The sequence below is a fragment of the Mycobacterium sp. SA01 genome (assembly GCF_041287105.1).
Classification (GTDB): domain Bacteria; phylum Actinomycetota; class Actinomycetes; order Mycobacteriales; family Mycobacteriaceae; genus Mycobacterium.
Window position 1 is genome coordinate 100793 of the sequence record NZ_JBGGNO010000022.1, and the last position, 23020, is coordinate 123812.

Sequence of the window (23020 nt, forward strand, 5' to 3'; positions counted from 1 at the left end):
ATGGCATCCGAGATCGACAACGTGCCGGACTCCGGGATCGTCGGACCCGTCGACGCCACGAAATATCCCCGCTACACCGAGCCGTCGACGTTCGCGCGGTTGCCGCGGATCTCCGAGGTGCCCGGCGCCGACGTTCGCATCGTCGGGGTGCCCTTCGACAGCGGGGTGTCCTACCGGCCGGGAGCGCGATTCGGACCATCGCATGTCCGCGCGGCCTCCAAGCTGCTGCGGCCGTTCAACCCGGCGTTGGGCGTCAATCCGTTCACCACTCAGCAGGTGGCCGATTGCGGCGACATCGCCGTCAACCCCTTCGACATCGAGGAGGCGATCGCCGGAATCGACACCGCGATGACCGACCTGCGCAAGGACGGGTCGACTGTTCTGACCATCGGCGGTGACCACACCATCGCCCTGCCCATCCTGCGCTCGCTGGCGCGCGACCACGGCCCGGTGGCGGTGCTGCATTTCGACGCCCATCTCGATACCTGGGACACCTATTTCGGCGCGCCCTACACCCATGGCACACCGTTCCGGCGGGCCAGCGAGGAAGGGCTGATCGACATGGAGAGATCGCTGCACATGGGCATCCGCGGCCCGTTGTACAGCAAGACCGACCTGGAGGACGACGCCGTTCTCGGCTTCCAGGTGATCCGCTCCGATGATTATGAATTCGACGGTGTCACAAGCATTGTGGAGCGGATGCGCAAGCGTCTCGAGGGCGGCCCGGTGTACGTCTCGGTCGACATCGACGTCCTCGATCCTGCGCATGCGCCCGGCACCGGAACGCCGGAAGCCGGTGGGTTGACGTCGCGCGAACTGCTCAACACGCTGCGCGGGCTGGTGGGCCTCGACGTGGTCGGCGCCGACATCGTCGAGGTGGCCCCGGCCTACGACCACGCCGAGATGACCGGGATCGCCGCCGCCCACGTCGGATACGAACTCCTCTCGGTGCTTGCCGCCAACCGATAGGCTGCCAGTGTGGGCACCCTGCGGAAATGCGCTGGTTCGGTGCCGTCGGACGGACCGGCCCAGCGCGCGGACTGCGAGAAGATGCAGCGCCGCGCGCCGGCTCGCAACCTGCATTGGGCCGAGTCGATCACCCGCCGTCAGCGCGTGCTCAACATCGCGGCGACGATGGCCGCCGTCGTCACCGCCGTCATCGGGATCCTGCAGTTCATCACCGCCGAACACCTGGTGGCGATCGGGCTGGTCAATCTGGGCACCGCGGCCATCTTCGGGGTCATCCCGCTACTGCACCGCTTCGGCGAGAGCATCGCCGCGCTGGCCTTCATCTTCTTCGCGTTCTTGTCCCTGACAATCGTCGGCTGGCAGGTCGGGACCGACTCCGGCATCCAGTTCTACTATCTGGTGTCGGCGTCGCTGGCCGTCCTCGTGCTCGGCGTCGAGCATGTCGTGCTGGCCTCGATGGTGGTGGCGATCGGCGCCGGGCTGACCATCGCATCGCAGTTCCTGGTCCCCGGCGACACAGGAATCCAGCCGCGCTGGCTGGTCAACGCCGGCTTCGTGATCACCACGGTGTCCGCCTGCGTGATGATCTTCGCGACGGTCTGGTACGCCATGCGGGAAGTCTCGCGCGCCGAGGCGGCAATGGAATTCGAGTACCTGCGCTCCGAAGCACTGCTGGCCAACATCCTTCCGGCCACCATCGCGGCGCGCCTGAAAGACCCGGCCCGCGGCACGATCGCCGACCGATACGACGACGCCTCGATCCTGTTCGCCGACATCGCCGGCTTCACCGAGCGGGCCAGCCAGATCGCACCCGCCGAACTGGTGCGCTTCCTCGACCGGCTGTACACCACGTTCGATCGCCTGGTCGACAAGCACGGCCTGGAGAAGATCAAGACCACCGGCGACTCCTACATGGTCGTCAGCGGCGTGCCCGAGCCTCGCGACGATCACGCCGACGCGCTGGCGAACCTCGCACTCGACATGGCCAAGGCCGTGCGGGATCTGCGCGATCCCAACGGTCAACTCGTGCCGCTGCGGATGGGGATGGCCGCCGGCCCGGTGGTCGCCGGTGTGGTCGGCGCCCGCCGGTTCTTCTACGACGTGTGGGGCGACGCGGTCAACGTCGCCTCCCGCATGGAGACCACCGACCCCGAGGGCCGCATTCAGGTCCCCCAGGATGTCTACGAACGGCTGCGGGACAGGTTCGTCCTCGAGGAGCGCGGCGACGTCGACGTGAAGGGCAAGGGCCTCATGCACACCTGGTACCTGGTCGACCGCCGAGCCACCACCGGTCCGGGCAGCGATCGACCCGCCCAGGAAGAGACTGGGCGGGTCGAAAGTCCAACCGGTTAGACCTTGCGGTTCTCCGACTTGAGCAGCCACGCCAGCTTCTCGAGCCCGTCGATCATCTGATGCAGCTGGTCGGCTGTCGTGGGGTCCTCGGCGTCGACGGCGTCGTGCACGTCGCGCAGGGTGGCGACGACGGCGTAGATCGCCGTGGTGATCAGCTCGACCACCTCGCTGGTGTTGTGCTCGTACCCGGGAATCTGCGGGACGCTGGTGGTCGCCGCGACGGTGTCGGAGCGGCCGTCGGGCACCGCGTCCAGCGCACGCATCCGCTCGGCGATCGTGTCACTGGATTCGCGGGCGAAGTCGACGACGTCGTCGAGCTGCAGGTGCAGATCGCGGAAGTTGGTTCCGACGACGTTCCAGTGCGCCTGCTTGGCCTGCAGATGCAATTCGATGAGGTCCACCAGGACTCGCTGCAGGTTGCCTGCCAAATCTGCCGAGGCCTGGAATCCGGTTACTTCTACGGGGTTTCGTCGTTGACCAGTCGCTGTCGTCATGCCTCGTTCAACAGGATGTGACCGGTAAACCTGCCCCCATTCGCTGTCATCCTCGTCACGCCGGGCGCTACATGACTTTGGACAGGAAGGCCTTCGTCCGGTCGTGCTGCGGGTTACTCAGGACTTCCCGAGGCGGCCCGCTTTCGACGATCACCCCACCGTCCATGAACACCAGTTCGTCGGCGACCTCGCGGGCGAAACCCATCTCGTGCGTCACCACGATCATCGTCATGCCCTCGCTGGCAAGTTTTTTCATCACGCCCAGCACTTCGCCGACGAGTTCGGGGTCCAGCGCCGAGGTCGGCTCGTCGAACAGCATCAGCTTGGGGTCCATCGCCAGTGCCCGTGCGATCGCCACCCGCTGCTGTTGGCCGCCCGACAGCTGCGCCGGGTAGGCGTCGGCCTTGTCGGACAGGCCCACCTGATTGAGCAGATCCCGAGCCCGATCGAGCGCGGCCGCCTTCTTCATCCGCTTGACGTGCACCGGCGATTCGATGATGTTGGCCAGCGCCGTGCGGTGCGGGAAAAGATTGAAGTGCTGGAACACCATCCCGATGTCGCGGCGCTGTTTGGCGGCCTCGCGCGGGGGCATCTCATAGAGCTTGTCGCCACGCTCGCGATACCCGATGAGATCGCCATCGACGTAAAGCCTTCCGGCACTGACAGTTTCGAGGTGATTGATGCAGCGCAGGAATGTGGACTTGCCGGAGCCCGACGGCCCGACAAGCACGAGCACCTTGCCGGGGTCCACCGACAGCGTCACACCCTTGAGCACCGACAGGGCCCCGAAGTCCTTGCACACCCGCTCGGCGCGCACCATGGGTTCGCCGGTCATACGTGTCCCGCCTCCGTACCGGTCTGTGCCTTGGCCAAGGCCTCGAGTTGTTTGGAGGTCAACTGCCGGGAGATGCCGCGGGAGAAGTACTTCTCGAGGTAGTACTGCCCCACCATCAGCACACTGGTGATCACCAGGTACCAGGTCGCCGCCACCAGCAGCATCGGAACCGGTTCGAAGGTCCGGGCCGCGATCTCCCGCGAGGCAATGCTGTACAGGTCATAGGAATACGGCACGGCCGTCACCAGTGATGTGGTCTTCAGCATGCTGATGACCTCGTTGCCGGTCGGCGGGATGATGACCCGCATCGCCTGCGGAAGCACGGTGCGGCGCATCGTCATTCCCCATGACATACCCAGCGCGGTCGATGCCTCCGACTGCCCTTCGGGCACCGACGTGATGCCTGCCCGGATGATCTCGGCCATGTACGCGGCCTCGTTGAGTCCGAGACCGATGACCGCCAGCAGGAACGGGATGGACAGGTTCTGCAGGTCGAGATGGAAGAACGACGGCCCGAACGGCACGCCCAACTGGATGTGCTGATAGATCGTCGGGATCAGCCCCCAGAACACCAGCTGCACGTACACCGGTGTGCCGCGGAAGATCCACAGGAAAACCCATGCCACCGAACCGAATACGGGGTTCGGCGACAGTCGCATCACCGACAGGATCACACCCAGCACGACGCCGAGCACCATCGCGTACACCGTCAGCTGCAGTGTGTTGAAGACACCGAGCATGATCCGGTCGTTGAACAGATACTCGCCGTACGTCGACCAGCCGTAGGCCGGGTTGGTGGCCGCGCCATAGATGAACAGGCCAACCAGAACGATGATGACGGCCGCCCCCACCCACCGCCACGGATGACGAAGCGGTACCGCGTTGATGGCAGGTGGAGCCGACTCGTCGACAGCCATATCGGTTAGCTGGTCCCCCCGTTGATGACCGGCTTGGTGATCATCCCGGCTTCAACACCCCAGTTGCTGGCGATCGTCTTGTAATCACCGGTCTCGATGAGGTGTTCGAGCGCCTTCTGCAGGGAAGCAGCCAACGGCGAACCCTTGGCGACCGGCCAGCCGTAGGGCGCGGAGTCGAAGATCTCGCCGGCAGCCTCGAGCTTGCCGTTGCTCTGCTTGATGGCGTACGCGGTCACCGGCGAATCCGCCGACATCGCGTCGGCCTGGCCGAGAACCACCGCGTTGGTGGCGGCGTCCTGCCCGTCGAACTTCAGGATCTCGATGGCCGGCTTCCCGGCGTCGGTGCACGCCTTGCTCTTCTTGGGGAGCTCGTCGGTTTCCTCGGTGGTGGTCGCCTGCACGGCGACCTTCTTGCCGCACGCGTTGTTCGGATCGATCGGCGACCCGGGCCGCTGCGCCCACATGATGCCCGCGTTGAAGTAATCGACGAAGTCCACCGACTGCTGGCGCTCCTTGGTGTCGGTGAACGACGACATACCGACGTTGAAGGTGCCCTGCTGGATCGACGGGATGATCTTGGCGAAATCCGCTTCGCGGAAGTCGGCGGTCAAGCCCATCGTGGAGGCGATGGCGTTCATCAGGTCGACGTCGAAGCCGACGATCTTGCCGCTGGAATCCTTGAATTCGTTGGGCGCGTAAGGGATGTTGACGCCGACGACCAGTTTGCCCGACTTCTTGATGTCATCGGGAACGGTCGCGGCGATCTCGTCGACCTTCTGCGCCTTGGCCGCCGTAGTTGCGGTCGACGGGCCAGCGCCGGAATCATCCTTGCTGCTGCAGCCCGACAGGGCCATGGCACCCGCTACGGCCACCACTCCGGCAATGCGACACCATTTCTGCACGGTTGCCTCTTTCTCTCGACTGCGGGCTGTCCTGCCCGAAAGTAATGGCCTGATCCGGGTTTTGTACTCCCGGTAACGGAACAGTAGTAGCACCGTAACCATCTGGCAGCGGATCCACAGGTACGCGCAGCTAGTGTGGCCCGCCGTGCCTGACCTGAATCGAATCCACTTCGCCATCATGGACGGCCCCACGGCCGCGACCCTCGCGCAAGTGCTGCCGGTGCTGCTGCTGAGCCTGATGGTGGAAGTCCGCCGGACCCGGTTGCACCGGTCGCCGGCCCGCCGGTTCCTCGGCGTCTTCTTTCTGTTCTTCGCCGTCGCCGAAACCGTGATGGTGCTGTCCATCGACGGAGCCGTCTACCCGTTCCAGTGGTCCGACCTGATCGCCGCGCTCCTGATATTCGGATTGATCACCATGCTGTACTGGCTGTCGCTGCGCGAACGCGGTGACGACGAGGACACTCTTTGACGTCAATTCACCCGTTGAAGTGGTCAAATGACGTCGATCGTCAACCCGCTGTGCAACACTTCCGGCCATGACAACCACCTCTGCCCCGCCGCTTCTGCCGCATCTGTGGAAGTCGGTCCTGCTGTCGGGCGTTCTGTCGCTCGTTCTCGGAATCCTGGTACTCGTCTGGCCGGGAATCTCCATCCTCGTCGCCGCGATCTTCTTCGGCGCCTACCTTCTGGTGACGGGCATCTCGCAGGTGTTCCACGCCTTCACCCTGCACGTGTCGGCCGGCGGCCGGGTCATGCTGTTCATCAGCGGTGCCGCTGCCCTGATCCTGGCGGTGCTCTGCTTCCGCAGCATCCAGAACTCCATTCTGCTGCTGGCGATCTGGATCGGTGTGGGCTTCATCTTCCGTGGCGTCGCCACCGCGGTGTCCGCGATCAGCGACCCGGACACCCCCGGCCGCGGCTGGGAGATCTTCGTCGGCGTGATCAGCCTCATCGCCGGCATCGTCGTGCTGGCGTCGCCGTTCCCGTCGCTGGCCACGCTGACCCTCGTGGTGGGTATCTGGCTGGTCGTCATCGGAGTTTTCGAAGTGGTGGCCTCCTTCGGAATCCGCAAAGCGTCGAAGAACCTCGGCGACCGAATCGCCGCCACAACGCCCTAGGATTCTCGTCACAAAGGCCAAAAGGCTCTAGCGCGAACGGCGCGGATCGCTACTACACTTTGTCGTAGATAGGCGATCCGCGCCTTTCGCGTTGGTTGGAGAGTTCGGCGATGAGCGCTCTTGACGTGTCCCGATGGCAATTCGGAATCACGACGGTCTACCACTTCATATTCGTGCCGCTCACGATCGGGCTGGCGCCGCTGATCGCTGTCATGCAGACGATCTGGGTCCTCACCGACAACCCGGCCTGGTATCGGCTGACCAAATTCTTCGGCAAGATCTTCCTGATCAACTTCGCCATCGGTGTCGCGACCGGCATCGTCCAGGAGTTCCAATTCGGGATGAACTGGAGCGAATACTCCCGCTTCGTCGGCGATGTGTTCGGCGCGCCGCTGGCGCTGGAGGGCCTGGTTGCGTTCTTCCTGGAGTCGACGTTCATCGGGCTGTGGATATTCGGCTGGACCCGACTCCCCCGCTGGCTGCACCTGACGTCGATCTGGCTGGTGGCCATCGCGGTCAACCTGTCGGCCTTCTTCATCATCACCGCGAATTCGTGGATGCAGCACCCGGTGGGCACCCGGTTCAACCCGCAGACGGGTCGCGCCGAACTGCAGAGCATCGTCGAGTTGTTCACCAACAACACCGGAGTCGCGGCCTTCTGGCATGCGGTCACCGCGTCGTTCCTCACCGCCGCGACGTTCGTGGCTGCCGTCTGCGCGTGGTGGATGGTGCGGTCCAAAGCCAGCCCCGACGCCGTCGCGATGTACCGTCCGGGCGCGATCCTGGGCTCACTGGTCGCTCTGGTCGCCTGCGTCGGCTTGTTCTTCACCGGCGACGTGCAAGGCAAGCTGATGTTCCATCAGCAGCCGATGAAGATGGCTGCCGCGGAATCGTTGTGCCACACCGAAACCGATCCCAACCTGTCGCTTCTGACCGTCGGGACGCACAACAACTGTGACAGCATCACCCGCGTCATCGAGGTGCCTTTCGCACTGCCGTTCCTGGCTGAGGGCAAGTTCAGCGGAGTGACGTTGCAGGGCACCAAAGACCTTCAGCAGCAATATGAACAGAAGTTCGGCCCCGGGTGGTATGTGCCCAATCTGTTCGTCACCTACTGGGCGTTCCGCGCGATGATCGGCTTGATGGCGGTGCCGCTGCTGTTCGCACTGGCCACACTGTGGCTGACGCGGCGCGGCCGGGTGCCGGGCGCACGGGAAGGAAAGTGGTATTCCCGCTTCGCGCTGTGGACGATCCCGACACCGTTCCTGGCTGCCATCGCCGGCTGGGTGTTCACCGAGATGGGCCGCCAGCCGTGGGTGGTCGCACCGAACCCCGACGGCGATCAACTGGTCCGGCTGACCGTTCGACAAGGCGTGTCACTGCACGGACCGGGCCTGGTGTGGGTATCGCTGATCTCGTTCACGCTGATTTACGCGGTGCTGGCGGTGATCTGGTTCTACCTGGTCCGCAGATATGTGACCGCGGGCCCGCTCGAGCACGATGCCGAGCCGGCGCCGCCCACCCCGCCCGGGGACGACGAAGTCGCACCCCTATCTTTCGCGTATTAGCCCGTCGCCTACTGAGGAGCCAACCATGGGGCTGCAACAGATTTGGTTCGTGATCGTGGCGGTGCTGTTCCTGGGCTTTTTCGTCCTGGAGGGCTTCGACTTCGGCGTCGGCATGGTGATGACCTGGCTGGGCCGGATCGGTAAGGGAGACGCAGAGTCTCATCGTCGGGCGGTGCTGAACACCATCGGCCCGGTATGGGACGGCAACGAGGTGTGGCTGATCACCGCGGGCGGCGCCATGTTCGCGGCCTTTCCGCACTGGTATGCCACCGTGTTCTCCACGCTGTATCTCCCGCTGCTGGTGATCCTGCTGTCGATGATCGCGCGCGTCGTGGCCATCGAATGGCGCGGCAAGATCGACGATCCGAAGTGGCGCCGCTGGTGCGACATCGGCATCGCGACCGGGTCGTGGCTGCCGGCGATCCTGTGGGGTGTGGCGTTCGCAATCCTGGTCAACGGACTGCCCGTCGGGCCGGACAAGAACGTCGCCGACCTCGCCGTGTCCGACGTGCTGAACCCGTACACCTTGCTCGGTGGGCTGGCCACCTGTGCACTGTTCCTGTTCCACGGCGCGGTGTTCCTGGCCCTCAAGAGCGGCGGCGCGGTACGCAGCGATGCCGTCGGGCTGGCCCGCACGCTCAGCGTGCCCGCGACGGTACTGGTCGCCGCGTTCGGCGTGTGGACGCAACTGGCACACGGGAAGCCGTGGACCTGGGCGGTCCTGGCCATCGCCGTGATCGCCCAACTGGCCGCCGTCGCGGCGGCGTGGGCAGCCCGGGAGGGCTGGGCGTTCCTGGCGACGACGATCGTCGTCGCCGCGGTGGTGACGTTGCTGTTCGGGTCGCTGTACCCCAACCTGGTGCCGTCGACCATCAGCCCGGCCTACGACCTGACGATCTACAACGGCTCGTCCAGTCCGTACACCCTGAAGGTGATGACGTGGGCGGCTGCGATATTCACTCCGATCGTGCTGATCTACCAGGGTTGGACCTACTGGGTGTTCCGTAAACGTGTCTTTGCCGAGTCCATTCCCAAGTCCGTCGGCCTGCCATTGAGGCGCGTGCCCTGAGCTCCCAGCGCCGGTCGGGCCCGCTGGATCCACGTCTGTGGCGGGCCTCTTCGGCTGTGCGCCGGTATCTGGTCGCGACAGTCGGCTGCGGAACGCTGATCGCGGGCTGCGCGATCGCCGGCGCCGTGATCCTCGGCCATCTGGTGGCCGGCGTCATCACCGACCCGGCCACCCGCAGCCTCGGCCACTGGCGCACCGAACTGGCGATCCTGGCCGGGCTCTGGCTGTTTCGGGCGCTGATCCTGCTGCTGCAGGGCCGGCTCGGTCAGCGGGGCGCCAGTGCGGTGATCGCCGACCTCAGCGGCCGGGTGCTGCGGACCGTGACCGCGCTGCCACCCGCTGCTCGCGACGCCCAGCACGACGACGCCGCAACAATCATCACCACCGGACTCGACGGTCTGCGGCCATATTTCACCGCGTATCTCCCAGCGCTGTTTCTGGCAGCGATCCTCACGCCGGCCACCGTTGTGGTGATCGCGTTCAACGATTTTCAGTCCGCGCTGATCGTCCTCGTCGCCCTGCCACTGATCCCGATCTTCATGGTGTTGATCGGGCTGGCCACCGCGGAGCGATCAGCGGCGGCGCTGGCCGCGATGACCACACTGCAGGCCCGGCTGCTGGATCTCATCGCCGGCATCCCCACCTTGCGGGCCCTCGGCCGTGCCGACGGCCCGGCACAACGCATCACCACACTCAGTGCCGCCCATCGTCGTTCGGCCATGGCCACCCTGCGCATCGCGTTCCTGTCGGCACTGGTACTCGAACTCATCGCCACCCTGGGCGTCGCGCTGGTCGCGGTCAGCATCGGTCTGCGACTGGTGTACGGCGAAATGAGTCTGGCCGCGGGGCTGACCGTGTTGTTGCTGGCGCCCGACGTGTTCTGGCCGCTGCGCCGGGTCGGTGTCGAATTCCACGCCGCGCAGAACGGAAAGGCGGCTTCCGACAAAGCGTTCGCACTGATCGAGCAGAATCCCGCCCCGTTGCACGGCACCGGCACCGTGGACGCGGCCGGCGCGGAGATCGTCATCGACGCCCTGAGTGTCACCGGCCGCGACGGAATGTCACCGCACCTCCTGTCCGGGCGCATACTGCCCGGCAGCGTCACCGTGCTCACCGGCGCCAACGGCGCCGGCAAGTCCACCACCCTGCTCGCGATAGCGGGACTGGTCAGTCCCACCCACGGCCGGATCACCGTTGCCGGTCTCGATGTCGACGAGATGGACCGGTCGGCCTGGTGGCCGCAGCTGGCCTGGCTGGCTCAACGCCCGGTGATCATCCCGGGCACGGTCGCGGAGAACCTGGATTTGTTCGGCGCGCTCGCCGACCCTCAAGCCGCCTGCGACGCAGCCGGTTTCACCGAGGTGTTGGCCGCACTGCCCCACGGACCGGACACCGTGCTCGGCCGCGGCGGCGTGGGGTTGTCGCTGGGGCAACGCCAGCGGCTGGGCCTGGCCCGGGTACTCGGGTCCCGCGCGCCCGTGCTGCTGCTCGACGAGCCGACCTCGCATCTGGACGAGGCCACCGAAGAGACTGTGCTGCAGGCGATCCGCGATCGCGCAGCAGGCGGATCCACCGTCGTGGTGGTCGCACATCGAGACAGTGTGGTCCGGATCGCCGACCACGTCATCGCGGTGGAGGCCGATCACCATGCCCGCGTTTGACCGACTCCGGCTGCTGCTGGCCATCACGCTCGGCACGCTGGCGCTGGGCAGCGCACTGGCATTGGCCGGGGTGTCGGCCTGGCTGATCACCCGCGCGTGGCAGATGCCGCTGGTGCTGGACCTGTCGATCGCCGTGGTGGCGGTGCGCGCACTGGGCATCTCGCGGGGGGTTTTCGGTTACTGCGAACGGTTGGCGTCCCACGACACCGCGCTGCGGGCGGCGGCCGGTGCCCGAGCCGAGATCTACCGCCGGCTGGCCCATGGCCCAGCCGACATCACGGCTCGGCTGCACAGCGGTGATCTGCTCACCCGGGTCGGCGCCGACGTGGACACGCTCGCCGATGTCGCGGTTCGCGCCGCGGTCCCGATCGGCGTCGCGGCCGTGCTCGGCGTCGCCGCCACGGCCGTCATCGCGATGATCTCGCCGGCCGCCGCCGTGGTCCTCGCGCTGTGCCTGCTCGTCGCGGGTGTGCTCGCACCGGTATTGGCCGCACGCGCCGCGCGGGCACAGGAAGCTGTTGCCCGCGCTCAACAATCGGACCGTGACATCGCCGCCCTCACCGCGCTCGATCATGCCGCCGAGCTGCGGGTGGCCGGGCGGCTACCGGCCCTGATCGCCGAAGCCGAACAGCGCCAGCGGGATTGGGGCTCGGCGATCGACCGCGCGGCAGCACCCGCCGCCGCGGCGGCCGCCGTGCCGACCCTGGCGATCGGAGCCAGCGCGATCGGGGCCGTCGTCGCCGGCATCGGCATCGCCGCGCACACCGCCCCCACCACACTCGCGGTGCTGATGTTGTTGCCGCTCTCGGCGTTCGAGGCCACCGTCGCCCTGCCGGCAGCAGCGGTCGCTCTGACTCGCGGCCGGATCGCCGCCGCGCGCCTGCGCGAGCTGCTGCCGTCGGGGGCCGTCCAATCCGACGTCGTCGTCACCACTCTCGTCACGACACCGGTGCTGGCGGCCGACCTGCGTGCCGGTTATCCCGGCGGGCCGACCGGTGAGCACGTCGCTGTGACGCTGCAACCCGGTGCCCGGCTGGCGATCACCGGGCGAAGCGGTGCGGGCAAGACCGCACTGCTGATGACGCTGGCCGGCCTGCTGCCACCGGTCGACGGCGCAGTGACCATCGACGGGAAAGCGACGACCGAGCTCAACGAATCTCAATTACGGAGCACCATAAGCTATTTCGCCGAAGACGCACACCTGTTCAACACCACCGTCCGGGACAACCTGTTGGTGGCGCGCGGCGATTGCACCGACGACGAGCTCACCGCCGCACTCTCCGCGGTGGGCCTCGACGATTGGCTGGCCGCGCTGCCCGACGGATTGGGCACGGTGCTGATCGGCGGTGCGGCCGCGGTGTCGGCCGGGCAGCGACGCCGGCTGCTGCTGGCCCGGGTGTTGCTGTGTCCGGCACCGATCGTGCTCCTCGACGAACCGACCGAACACCTCGATGCCGCCGACGGTCAACGCATCCTGACCGCCCTGCTCGACGGCAGCCTGCTCGGCGCACACCGCACCGTGGTGGTCGCCAGCCATCAACTTGGTATCGACATCACCTGTCCGCGACTATCGATCGGCGACGGCAGGTAACGTGCAATCCATGACTGAGCCCCCAGAGCAGGCACCTCAGCAGCCCACCCCGCCCCCGTACGGGGCGCCACCACCTCCTCCCCCCGGCTATCCCGCTCCCTCGTACGGCCAGTATCCCGGCGGCTATCCCCCTGCCCCGCCGCAGCCGTATGCCGGTTACACGCCACCGCCCACCGGGCCTCGCAACGGCTTGGGCGTCACCGCCCTGGTGATCGCGATCGTCGCACTGCTGTCGTCGTTCTCCGTGGTCGGCGGCGTCATTCTGGGCATCGTGGCGGTGATCATCGGCTTCGCCGGCCGCAGCCGGGTCAAGCGCGGTGAAGCCAACAACGGCGGCGTCGCACTCGCCGGCGTCATCCTCGGTTTTCTGGCGATCATCGTCGGTCTCGCGTTCATCGCCGTGTGGGTCGGCGTGTTCAAAGAGGTCGGCGCCACCGACTACATCGACTGCCTGCAGAAGGCCGGCCAGGACCAGCAGCAGGTTCAGCAGTGCGCCGACGAGTTCAAGCAGTCCGTGGAGAACAAGTTCAGCGTCACCTTGACCCCGACGCCGTAGGACCTATCGGTCGTCCTCCCCGGACTCCGTGGGCAGCTGCCGCCGCCTCGGGAAGAACTCCAGCGAGAGCAACACCACGAGCAGCGGCAGCACCTGCCTCAGCGACAGCAGCACGTACCGGCGATCACCGAGGGCGTGGAACTTGCGCAGGTACCGGTACAGCGACTCCAGCGCGATCAGCGAGTCGCCCAGATGGATCGCCGTGTAGAAGAATGCGCTGAGCGCTCCCCGCTGCTTTTCGTTGAAGATCTCCGGGAACGCCGCGAATGCCAGCGAAAGGCGTTGAGCTCCCTCGGCTTTCATCGCGTCGATCATGTCCACGGACAGCCGCTCGTCAATGCCGTTCGGGGCGCCGCGGCGCCGCCACGGAACGTCGAGGGTGATGTCGCTGCCGGCACCGGCGACCGCGTAGCGGTGAAATCCCTGCACCCGGCCCGCCCGGTCACGCGCGATGATCAGCAGGACGCCGGGGTAGCGACCGGTCAGCGTGCCATCGAGAATCATCGAGAAACCACGCTCGGTGCGCGACCCCTTGGCCGACGACAGCAGCACGTCGGTGAGCTCGGCCAGCCGATGGTCGTCGAGTTCGGACTCGGCGACGATCTCGGTGCTGATCCCGAAGTTGTGGGTGCGCTGCACCGCCTGCCGCAGGTTGCGGAACTTGCGGCCCACCATGTCGAAGGACGGCACGTCGATCACCACGTCGCGGCCGATCGGAACCGGTCGCAAGGCCTGCCCGATCACCGCGGGATCTCGCCACAGCCCGAGCCTGTGCTCGCTGCAGCCCAGGACCACCACGCGCCAGCCGTGGGTGTGGCACATGCCGGTGAAGTCGCCGATCAGCTCCTCGAAACGGCCTTCGTCACCGATCGGGTCGCCACTGACGACGGCGTAACCCAGCCGGGTTCGGTAGGCGACCGCGGCGGTGCCGTCGGCGCTGAAGAAGTAGCTCTTGAGGTTCTGCATCGCGAACGGCGCCACCGGGTCACCGCTGGTGGCGTCGACCAGGGCCCACACCCTGGCCAGCTGGGACGGATCGGGTCGCGCGGTCGTCGGCCACATCAGCAGCAACCCCGAGGAGGCGATCAGCACGTCGCCGGTGAGGTCGAAGGCCAGTAGGTGGGCGGCGAATCCGGCGAGCACCGCCGCGGCGGCGGCGATCGCATGCGCGGCGGTCACCGGGCGGCCGAGGAAGATGCCCCGGGCGATCAACGCGACGGCAGCCAGGATCGTCAGCGACCACGCCACCCGGCTGTCGGTCTGCCAGTCGGTGTGGTGGCGGTGCGCGCGGACCATCAGCACGGTGAGCCAACTGCAGGCGATGAGCAGTGCCAGCGCGCCCACCCAGCGCGCGGCCAGGGTGTCGACATTGACGACAACCCGTTCCCTTGCGCGCACACGATGCGCGACCTGAACCGGCGGCTCGGTCACGTGACCGACGATACGCCTTCTATCAGGCATTTCCGGGGAAGTGCTTGACGATGCCCTCCTGCGTGACAGTGGCCACCACCTCCCCGGTCGGGTTGAAGAAGTGGCCGGTGCCCAGGCCGCGGGACTCCGCGGCGACCGGCGAATTCGTCGAATAGAGCACCCACTCGGAGAAGTCGACCTGCCGGTGGAACCACAGCGAATGGTTGACCGTGACCGCGAAGATGCGGTCCCAGCCCCAGGACAGACCGTGGGTGGTGATGATCGAATCCAGGATCGTGGTGTCGGACGAATAGATCATCGCGGCGGTGTGCAGCGTCGGGTCGTCGGGCATTGGGCCATCGGCCTTGAGCCACACCTGATTTGCGGTCAGCATGCCGTTCTTCTCGCGCATGATCCACGACGGGTCGTTGGTGTAGCGCCACTCGATCGGGCGGAGCGCCGCGACGAATCCGGGCACCACTTTCTCGTACCCGACGAGCAGCTCGTCGATCGTGGGCAGCGTCTCCGGCGCGGGCAGGTCGGGCATCGGGGTGTTGTGTTCGAGGCCGCTTCCCGCCGACAGGTAGGACACCAGCGCGGTGGCGAGCAGTGTGCCGTTCTGGACGGCGTCGACACGCCGGTTGGCGAACCGCCGCTCGTCGCGCAGCCGGACGACATGGAATTCGATGTCGGCCTCCGGATCGCCGCCTGCGATGAAATGCACCGACAACGCGCTGGGTGCGATCTCGTGCCGAAGAGTGCGGGTGGCCGCCACGAAGGCCTGGGCCATCAGCTGCCCGCCGAAGGTGCGCGGCGGGTTCTTGTGCGGGTGCGCCCCAGCGAACACGTCGTCGCCGACTGGGGAGAGATCGAGGATGGCCAGCAGCTCGTCGAGGTCCGCGTTGGCCAAGAGTTCTCTCCCCTAGTGGTCGTCCTCCCCGATCCGGTGGACATGGATCAGGTTTGTCGAGCCTACTGTGCCCGGCGGAGCACCTGCGACGATGACCACTAGGTCACCGCGCTTGTAGCGGCCCAGCTCCAGCATCGAGCGGTCGACCTCGCGGATCATGTCGTCGGTGGTTTCCATGTGCCCGACGATGAAGGTCTCGGTGCCCCAGGTCAGCGCCAGCTGGCTGCGCACCTCCGGCAGCGCGGTGAACGCCAGCAGCGGCAGCGGGGTGTGCAGCCGGGCCAGCCGCCGAACGGTGTCCCCGGATTGGGTGAACGCGACCAGGGCCTTGGCGTCGAGGCGCTCACCGATGTCACGAGCGGCATAGGAGATGACGCCGCGCTTGGTGCGCGGCACGTGGGTCAGCGGCGGGGCCGCCGTCGAGTTCTCCTCGACCGCACCGATGATGCGAGCCATCGTCCGCACCGACTCCAGCGGGTACTTGCCGACCGAGGTCTCCCCGGACAGCATGACCGCGTCGGCACCGTCCAGCACCGCGTTGGCGACGTCGGAGGCCTCGGCCCGGGTGGGCCGGGAGTTCTCGATCATCGACTCGAGCATCTGGGTGGCCACGATCACCGGCTTGGCGTTCTCCCGGGCCATCTGGATGGCCCGCTTCTGCACCAGCGGGACCTCTTCGAGGGGCAGCTCGACGCCGAGATCGCCGCGGGCCACCATGACGGCATCGAAGGCCAGCACGATCGCCTCGAGATTGTCGATCGCTTCCGGCTTTTCCAGCTTGGCGATCACCGGGACGCGACGGCCGACCCGGTCCATCACCTCGTGCACCAGCTCGACATCGGCGGGTGAGCGCACGAACGACAGCGCCACCAGATCCACTCCCAGGCGCAGCGCGAACTCGAGGTCCTCGATGTCCTTCTCCGACAGCGCAGGCACCGACACGTTCATGCCGGGCAGGGACAGGCCCTTGTTGTTGCTGACCGGACCGCCCTCGGTGACCATGCACACCACGTCGTCGCCGTCGATGTGTTCGACGACGAGCGCCACTTTGCCGTCGTCGACCAGCAGACGGTCACCCGGCTGAGCATCCCTGGCCAGGTTCTTGTAGGTGGTCGACACCCGGTCGTGATTGCCCTCGAAGTGCTCGACGGTGATCCGCACCGTCTCACCGTTGGCCCAATACGTCGGTCCGTCGGCGAAGCGGCCCAGCCTGATCTTGGGTCCCTGCAGGTCCGCCAGGATCCCGACCGCACGTCCGGTCACATCGGATGCCAGGCGAACCCGCTTGTAGGCCGCCTCATGATCGACATAGTCGCCGTGGCTGAAATTCAGGCGGGCCACGTCCATGCCGGCGTCGACCAAAGCTCTCACCGACTCATCGGTGCTGGTGGCCGGGCCGAGGGTACAGACAATCTTCCCGCGTCTACTCACGACGCCTCAGCATAGTCGCGGTTCATGGGCATCTCGACCGATCCAGATGGCGGCAGCACGGTATTCACTCAGCCGACGGCCAATGGCAATTGGTGCGGCCGTACCGGCTCGGGGAGATCCGACTCACCCATGAGATACGCATCGACCGCGTGAGCGGCGGCGCGCCCCTCGGCGATCGCCCACACCACCAGCGAGGCGCCGCGGTGGGCGTCGCCGCAAACAAAGACGCCGGGTGCGTCGGTCTGCCAGTCCGATCCGCAGCTGATGACGCCGCGCGGACTCAACGCGACGCCGAGGTCGTCCAGAAGTGTCATGTGTTCGACACCTTCGAAGCCGATCGCCAGCAGCGCCAGATCGCACGGAATCTCCATGGCCTCACCCACCGGCGTGATGACCCGCCGGCCGTCGACCCGCTCGACCTTCACCTCGGCGATCTCGAGTGCGCGCAGGTTGCCCCCGCCGTCACCGACGAACCGCTGCACCGCGACCTGATAGTGAACGGTGCCGCCCTCGGCGTGCGCGGGCGACGTGCGCAGCACCAGCGGCCAGGTGGGCCACGGGGTCAGCTCATCGTTGCGGACGTCCGGCGGTTGCGGGTTGTAGTCGAGCTGGGTCACCGATGCCGCGCCCTGGCGGTGTGCGGTGCCCAGGCAGTCGGCTCCGGTGTCGCCGCCGCCGATGATCACCACATGCTTGTCCTTGGCCGACAGCGGCGACGGCCCGTCACCCTCGCACTCCCGGTTGGCCGGGACCAGATGCTCCATCGCCAGGTGGACACCGGCCAGCTGGCGGCCCTCGACGTCGGTGTCACGGCCGCGCAACGCACCGACCGCCAGTACGACGGCGTCGAACCGGTTGCGCAGCTCCTCGACCGAGATATCCACTCCCACTTCGCATTCGGTGACGAAACGTGTTCCCTCGGCGCGCATCTGGGCCAACCGCTGGTTCAGCGTGGCCTTCTCGAGCTTGTACTCGGGGATTCCGTACCGGAGCAGACCGCCCAGTCGGTCGTCGCGTTCGTAGACGGTGACGTGGTGACCGGCGCGGGTCAGCTGCTGGGCCGCGGCCAGCCCCGCGGGCCCGGAGCCGACGATCGCCACGTTGCGGCCGGTGCCGATCGCGGCGGGCTGCGCTTCGACGATGCCGAGCCGCCAGGCCTGGTCGGCGATGGTGTTCTCGATCCGTTTGATCGTCACGCTGCCGCCGGTCTGCTCCTCGCCGATCGACAGCACGCAGGCCGCTTCGCACGGCGCCGGGCACAGGCGGCCGGTGAACTCCGGGAAGTTGTTGGTGGCGTGCAGGCGTTCGCTTGCGGCGTCCCAGCGGCCGCGTCGTACCAGGTCGTTCCATTCCGGGATCAGGTTGCCCAACGGGCACCCCGCAGTTCCGGAGTGGCAGAACGGGATTCCGCAGTCCATACAGCGGCGCGCCTGCTGGGCCACCTCGCCGGCGCGTTCCTGGGGATTCTGGCGCTCGTACACCTCGCGCCAGTCGCCGACCCGCTCGTCGACGGCCCGCTTGGCGGCCTCGATCTTCGGTACTTTCAGAAACCCGGTGGGATCAGCCACGTGTCGCCTCCATGATCGCGGTGTCCACGTCACGCCCCTCCGCCTTGGCCATCCGGGTGGCCTCGAGCACCTTCCGGTAGTCGGTGGGCATGATCTTGGTGAATTGTGCGCTGCGCCTTGGCCAGTCCGAGAGCACCGAACGGGCCAGCGTGCTGCCGGTGCACCGGGCATGGCGAGCCACGACGTCGTGCAGCCATTCCAGGTCGTCGGGGTCTGGGGCGTGCAGCTCGACCATCGCCGTGTTGACCATGGCCGGGTCGAGACCCAGCACATAGGCGATGCCGCCGGACATTCCGGCCGCCATGTTGCGTCCGGTGCGGCCCAGCACCACGACGCGCCCGCCGGTCATGTACTCACAGGCGTGGTCCCCCACCCCTTCGGTCACCGCGAGCGCACCGGAGTTGCGGGCGGCGAACCGCTCACCGACCCGGCCGCGCAGGTACACCTCGCCCGAGGTCGCCCCGTACAGCAGGGTGTTGCCGGCGATCACGTTGTCCTCGGGCAGGAACAGGACGTCGTCGGGCGGGCGGACGATCACCCGGCCACCGGAAAGTCCCTTACCCACATAGTCGTTGGCGTCACCGATCAGGTCGAGGGTGATACCGGGCGGCAGAAATGCGCCGATGGACTGGCCCGCCGAGCCGGTGAGCGTGATGTGGATGGTGTCATCCGGCAGGCCCTGGGCGCCGTAGCGGCGGGTGACCTCCGAACCCAGCAGGGTGCCGACGGTGCGGTTGACGTTGCGGACCGGCAGTTCCAGCCGAACCGGGTGGGCGTCCTCCAGCGCACCTTCGGCCAGCGCAACCAGGGTCTGGTCCAGAGCGTGCTCGAGGCCGTGCTCCTGATCCCGCAGCCGCCGTCGCTGCGGCAACGCGCCGCCGTGCGCGTCGGTGGGCACCGCGAAGATCGGGCTCAGGTCCAGGCCCTTGGTCTTCCAGTGCGCCACCCCGTCGTCGGTGTCGAGCACCTCCGCGTGGCCGACGGCCTCGTCGATGCTCCGGAAGCCCAACTCGGCCAGCATCACCCGGACGTCTTCGGCGATGAACCGGAAGAAGTTCTCGACGAACTCCGGTTTGCCGTTGAAACGTGCTCGCAGTTCCGGGTTCTGGGTGGCCACCCCCACCGGGCAGGTGTCGAGGTGGCAGACCCGCATCATGATGCAGCCCGCGACGATCAGCGGGGCGGTGGAGAAGCCGAACTCCTCCGCGCCGAGCAGTGTGGCGACCATGACGTCGCGGGCGGTGCGCAGACCGCCGTCGCACTGCACGGTGATGCGATCGCGAAGTCCGTTGAGCACCAACGTCTGCTGGGTGTCGGCGAGACCGATCTCCCACGGCGCCCCGGCATGCTTGAGGCTGGTCAGCGGCGCCGCGCCGGTGCCGCCGTCGTATCCGGAGATCAGCACGACATCCGCGTGCGCCTTGGACACCCCGGCCGCGACCGTGCCGACCCCGACCGAGCTGACCAGTTTGACGTGGATCCGGGCTTGGGAGTTGGCGTTCTTGAGGTCGTGGATCAGTTGTGCCAGATCCTCGATGGAGTAGATGTCATGGTGCGGTGGCGGCGAGATCAAGCCCACCCCGGGCGTGGAGTGCCGGGTCTTGGCGATGTTCGGATACACCTTGAAGCCGGGCAGCTGCCCGCCCTCACCGGGCTTGGCGCCCTGGGCCATCTTGATCTGGATATCGGTGGCGTTGACCAAATAGTCACTGGTGACACCGAACCGGCCGGACGCCACCTGTTTGACGGCACTGCGCCGGCGGGGGTCGTAGAGCCGGTCTTCGTCTTCGCCGCCTTCACCGCTGTTGGACCGCCCGCCGAGGGCGTTCATGGCGATGGCCATGGTCTCGTGGGCTTCCTGCGAGATCGAGCCGTAGCTCATGGCGCCGGTGTTGAAGCGGCTGCAGATCGCCTCGACGGACTCCACCTCGTGCAGCGGAACCGGTGGCCGCAGACCCTTGTTGAAGCCGAACAGTCCGCGCAGCGTACCGCCCTCACGGGACAGCCGGTTGACCTCCGCGGAGTACCTGGCGAACACCTCGCTCTGCCCGGTGCGGGTCGAATGCTGAAGCAAGAAAACCGTTTCCGGGGTGAACAGGTGCAGTTCACCTTCGCGGCGGAATTGGTATTCTCCGCCGACCTCGAGGCGGCGATGCACCCGCTCGGTCGGGTTCTCCGGATAGGCCCGGCGGTGCCGCAGCTTGACCTCGTCGGCCAGCACGTCGAGTCCGACACCGCCGAGTTGGCTGACCGTGCCGGTGAGGTATTCGTCGACCACATCCTTGGACAGCCCGATGGCTTCGAAAGCCTGTGCAGCCGTGTATGAGCCGACGGTCGAGATACCCATCTTGCTCATCACCTTCATGACGCCCTTGCCGAGTGCCTTGAGGTAGTTGCGCACGGCGGTGCCCGGGTCGATGCCGGTGAGTTCGCCCTCCCGGATCAGGTCCTCGATCGACTCGAACGCCAGATACGGGTTGACCGCGGCCGCCCCGTATCCGATCAGCAGCGCGATGTGGTGGACCTCGCGGGCGTCACCGCTTTCCACCACCAGCGCCACCATGGTGCGCTGTTTGGTCCGGACCAGATGGTGGTGCACCGCGGCGACGGCCAGCAGCGACGGGATCGGCGCACGGGTGTGGTCGGAGTCGCGGTCGGAGATGACCAGCGTGCGTGCGCCTTTGGCGATCGCGTCGGACGCCCGGTGGCGCAGGTCCTCGATGGCCTCGGCCAAGCCTTCCCCGCCGCGCTCGACATCGTAGAGCGCCTTGAGGACGGCTGACTTCAGGCCGGGCTGCTCGCCGTCGTCGTTGATGTGGACGATCCGGTTCAGCTCGTCGTTGTCCAGAACCGGCCAGTGCAGCAGGATCTGGCGGCAGGACGCGGCCGTCGGTTCGAGCAGGTTCTGTTCGGGGCCCATGACGCGGGCCATCGAGGTGACGATCTCCTCGCGGATCGCGTCCAGTGGCGGGTTCGTCACCTGGGCGAACAGTTCGACGAAGTAGTCGTAGATCAGCTTGGGGCGCTGGGACAGCACAGCCACCGGGGTGTCGGTGCCCATCGACCCCAGCGACTCCTGGCCGGAGGCCGCCATCGGGGTGAGCATGATCCGCAGGTCTTCTTCGGTGTAGCCGAACGCGACCTGGCGCCGCACCACCGATTCGTGGTTCGGCGAGACCCGGGTCCGGGCCGGCAGAGTCGCCAGATCGAGCAGACCGGCGTGCAGCCATTCGGCGTACGGCGCTTCGGCGGCGAGCTGACCCTTGATCTCGTCGTCGCTGACGATCCGACCGGCGGCGGTGTCGATCAGGAACATCTTGCCCGGCTCCAACCGACCCTTGGCCACCACTTCACCCGGCGCAATGTCCAGCACGCCGCTCTCACTGGCCAGGATCACCCGGTCGTCGATGGTGCGCCACCACCGGCCGGGCCGTAAGCCGTTGCGGTCCAGGACAGCTCCCACCACGGTGCCGTCGGTGAACGTCACACACGCGGGTCCGTCCCACGGTTCCATCAGCGAGGCGTGGTACTGACAGAACGCCCGGCGGGCCGGATCCATGGTGGTGTTGTTCTCCCACGCCTCGGGGATCATCATCATCACGGCATGCGGCAGACTGCGGCCGCCGAGGTGCAGCAACTCGAGCACCTGGTCGAAGGACGCGGAGTCCGACGCATCGGGGGTGCAGATCGGCGAAAGCCGGCTCAGATCACCGGGAATCATGGTGCTGGCCAGCATCGCTTCCCGGGCGTGCATCCGGTTGCGGTTACCCCGCACGGTGTTGATCTCGCCGTTGTGCGCCACGAACCGGAAGGGGTGCGCCAACGGCCAGGACGGAAAGGTGTTGGTGGAGAAACGACTGTGCACGATCGCGATCGCACTGCGGCAGCGTTCGTCGCGCAGATCGGGAAAGTATTGCGGCAGCTGCATTGTCGTGAGCATGCCCTTGTAGGCGATGGTGCGGCTGGACAGCGACGGGAAGTAGACGCTGTCGGGCCCTTGCTCGGCGCGCTTGCGCAGCGGGTACACCAGGCGGTCGAGATCGATCCCGCCGGCCCGGTGGCCGTTTCGTTCGGGAGCTGCCACGAACAGCATCGACATGTGCGGCATGCAGCCCAGCGCGGTGGCGCCGACTTCGGCGCCGTCAGGGTCGACCGGCACGGCCCGCCACCCGAGGACCTCCAGGCCCTCCTCCTCGGCGATCGCCTCGACCCGGCCGACAGCGGCTTGCCGAGCGAACGGGTCCGTCGGCAGGAAGCAGATGCCGGCGGCAAAGCTGTTGCAGCCGTTGATCGTTGGTGCGGGAAGATCGAATTCCGCCACAGCGGAGAGCAATTCGACCGGCAATTGCAGCAGGATTCCGGCGCCGTCTCCGCTGTTGGGTTCGGCCCCGGCGGCACCGCGGTGTTCGAGGTGTTCGAGTGCCGTCAGTCCGTCGGCGACGATCTGGTGTGACCGTCGGCCCTGGATGTCGGCCACCATCGCCACACCGCACGAGTCGGACTCGTGCCGGGGGTCGTAGAGACCCTGCGCTTCGGGAAGTGCCGAGAACAGCATTTCACGCTCCTCCGCGGTCGGTCATGAGGCGGAAAGCTGGTGTGCGCGATGCGCGTGATGATTGGCCTTACCGCAGTCTGACGTGTGATGTCTGGGACTGCACCGGCCCGATG

18 protein-coding genes are annotated in these 23020 nt (G+C 66.9%); 9 read left to right on the forward strand and 9 right to left on the reverse strand.

What is annotated here, in order from left to right:
- Window positions 1–969 (forward strand): agmatinase, encoded by a 969-nt coding sequence (gene speB / locus AB4879_RS26610; RefSeq protein WP_370509980.1) that lies wholly within the window; start codon window positions 1–3, stop codon window positions 967–969.
- Between the two features lie 81 nt (window positions 970–1050).
- Entirely contained in the window at window positions 1051–2322 is a 1272-nt protein-coding gene (locus AB4879_RS26615) for an adenylate/guanylate cyclase domain-containing protein (RefSeq protein ID WP_370510231.1), read from the forward strand.
- Here AB4879_RS26615 and AB4879_RS26620 read toward each other — a convergent pair.
- From AB4879_RS26620 to AB4879_RS26635, 4 genes are all read right to left on the reverse strand, one after another.
- The gene (locus AB4879_RS26620) at window positions 2319–2816 is read right to left on the reverse strand and encodes a Dps family protein (RefSeq protein WP_370509981.1); all 498 of its coding nucleotides are present in this window, start codon (window positions 2814–2816) and stop codon (window positions 2319–2321) included. The two genes, AB4879_RS26615 and AB4879_RS26620, sit on opposite strands and share 4 nt — an antisense overlap.
- Window positions 2817–2883: 67 nt before the next feature.
- On the reverse strand, window positions 2884–3651 hold the full coding sequence (locus tag AB4879_RS26625; RefSeq protein WP_370509982.1) for an amino acid ABC transporter ATP-binding protein: 768 nt from the start codon (window positions 3649–3651) through the stop codon (window positions 2884–2886).
- Window positions 3648–4568, reverse strand: a complete 921-nt coding sequence (locus tag AB4879_RS26630; RefSeq protein WP_102809043.1) for an amino acid ABC transporter permease — start codon at window positions 4566–4568, stop codon at window positions 3648–3650. The genes AB4879_RS26625 and AB4879_RS26630 overlap by 4 nt, the downstream gene beginning before the upstream one ends.
- Window positions 4569–4573: 5 nt before the next feature.
- Window positions 4574–5422 carry an ABC transporter substrate-binding protein gene (locus tag AB4879_RS26635; RefSeq protein WP_370510232.1) on the reverse strand — a complete coding sequence of 283 codons (849 nt, stop codon included), beginning with the start codon at window positions 5420–5422 and terminating at the stop codon, window positions 4574–4576.
- Window positions 5423–5615: 193 nt separating this feature from the next.
- Between AB4879_RS26635 and AB4879_RS26640 the strand changes: the two genes are divergently transcribed.
- The 7 genes from AB4879_RS26640 (at window position 5616) to AB4879_RS26670 (ending at window position 13033) form a co-directional block, all read left to right on the forward strand.
- Window positions 5616–5939: a hypothetical protein gene (locus AB4879_RS26640; protein WP_233209449.1), complete on the forward strand. Its 324-nt coding sequence runs from the start codon at window positions 5616–5618 to the stop codon at window positions 5937–5939.
- Between the two features lie 67 nt (window positions 5940–6006).
- A complete protein-coding gene (locus AB4879_RS26645; RefSeq protein ID WP_102809040.1) occupies window positions 6007–6588 on the forward strand; it encodes an HdeD family acid-resistance protein in 582 nt (193 codons plus the stop codon).
- A gap of 110 nt (window positions 6589–6698) precedes the next feature.
- Window positions 6699–8156, forward strand: coding sequence for a cytochrome ubiquinol oxidase subunit I (locus AB4879_RS26650; protein WP_370509983.1), 1458 nt, complete (start codon window positions 6699–6701; stop codon window positions 8154–8156).
- A 25-nt stretch (window positions 8157–8181) separates the two neighbouring features.
- Window positions 8182–9225: a cytochrome d ubiquinol oxidase subunit II gene (cydB, locus tag AB4879_RS26655; RefSeq protein ID WP_102809038.1), complete on the forward strand. Its 1044-nt coding sequence runs from the start codon at window positions 8182–8184 to the stop codon at window positions 9223–9225.
- Between the two features lie 56 nt (window positions 9226–9281).
- Window positions 9282–10886, forward strand: a complete 1605-nt coding sequence (cydD, locus tag AB4879_RS26660; protein WP_370509984.1) for a thiol reductant ABC exporter subunit CydD — start codon at window positions 9282–9284, stop codon at window positions 10884–10886.
- On the forward strand, window positions 10873–12477 hold the full coding sequence (gene cydC / locus AB4879_RS26665; protein WP_370509985.1) for a thiol reductant ABC exporter subunit CydC: 1605 nt from the start codon (window positions 10873–10875) through the stop codon (window positions 12475–12477). Before cydD ends, cydC begins: the two co-directional genes overlap by 14 nt.
- 10 nt (window positions 12478–12487) lie before the next feature.
- Window positions 12488–13033, forward strand: coding sequence for a DUF4190 domain-containing protein (locus AB4879_RS26670; RefSeq protein WP_102809074.1), 546 nt, complete (start codon window positions 12488–12490; stop codon window positions 13031–13033).
- Window positions 13034–13036: 3 nt separating this feature from the next.
- Here the strand turns inward: AB4879_RS26670 and AB4879_RS26675 are convergent, their stop codons facing one another.
- From AB4879_RS26675 to gltB, 5 genes are all read right to left on the reverse strand, one after another.
- The gene (locus AB4879_RS26675) at window positions 13037–14464 is read right to left on the reverse strand and encodes a bifunctional lysylphosphatidylglycerol flippase/synthetase MprF (protein WP_370509986.1); all 1428 of its coding nucleotides are present in this window, start codon (window positions 14462–14464) and stop codon (window positions 13037–13039) included.
- Window positions 14465–14486: 22 nt separating this feature from the next.
- The gene (locus AB4879_RS26680) at window positions 14487–15353 is read right to left on the reverse strand and encodes an acyl-CoA thioesterase II (RefSeq protein ID WP_102809034.1); all 867 of its coding nucleotides are present in this window, start codon (window positions 15351–15353) and stop codon (window positions 14487–14489) included.
- A gap of 12 nt (window positions 15354–15365) precedes the next feature.
- Window positions 15366–16784 (reverse strand): pyruvate kinase, encoded by a 1419-nt coding sequence (pyk, locus tag AB4879_RS26685; protein WP_102809033.1) that lies wholly within the window; start codon window positions 16782–16784, stop codon window positions 15366–15368.
- A gap of 68 nt (window positions 16785–16852) precedes the next feature.
- On the reverse strand, window positions 16853–18352 hold the full coding sequence (locus AB4879_RS26690; RefSeq protein ID WP_102809032.1) for a glutamate synthase subunit beta: 1500 nt from the start codon (window positions 18350–18352) through the stop codon (window positions 16853–16855).
- The gene (gene gltB / locus AB4879_RS26695; protein ID WP_370509987.1) at window positions 18345–22907 is read right to left on the reverse strand and encodes a glutamate synthase large subunit; all 4563 of its coding nucleotides are present in this window, start codon (window positions 22905–22907) and stop codon (window positions 18345–18347) included. Before gltB ends, AB4879_RS26690 begins: the two co-directional genes overlap by 8 nt.
- Window positions 22908–23020: the final 113 nt, after the last annotated feature.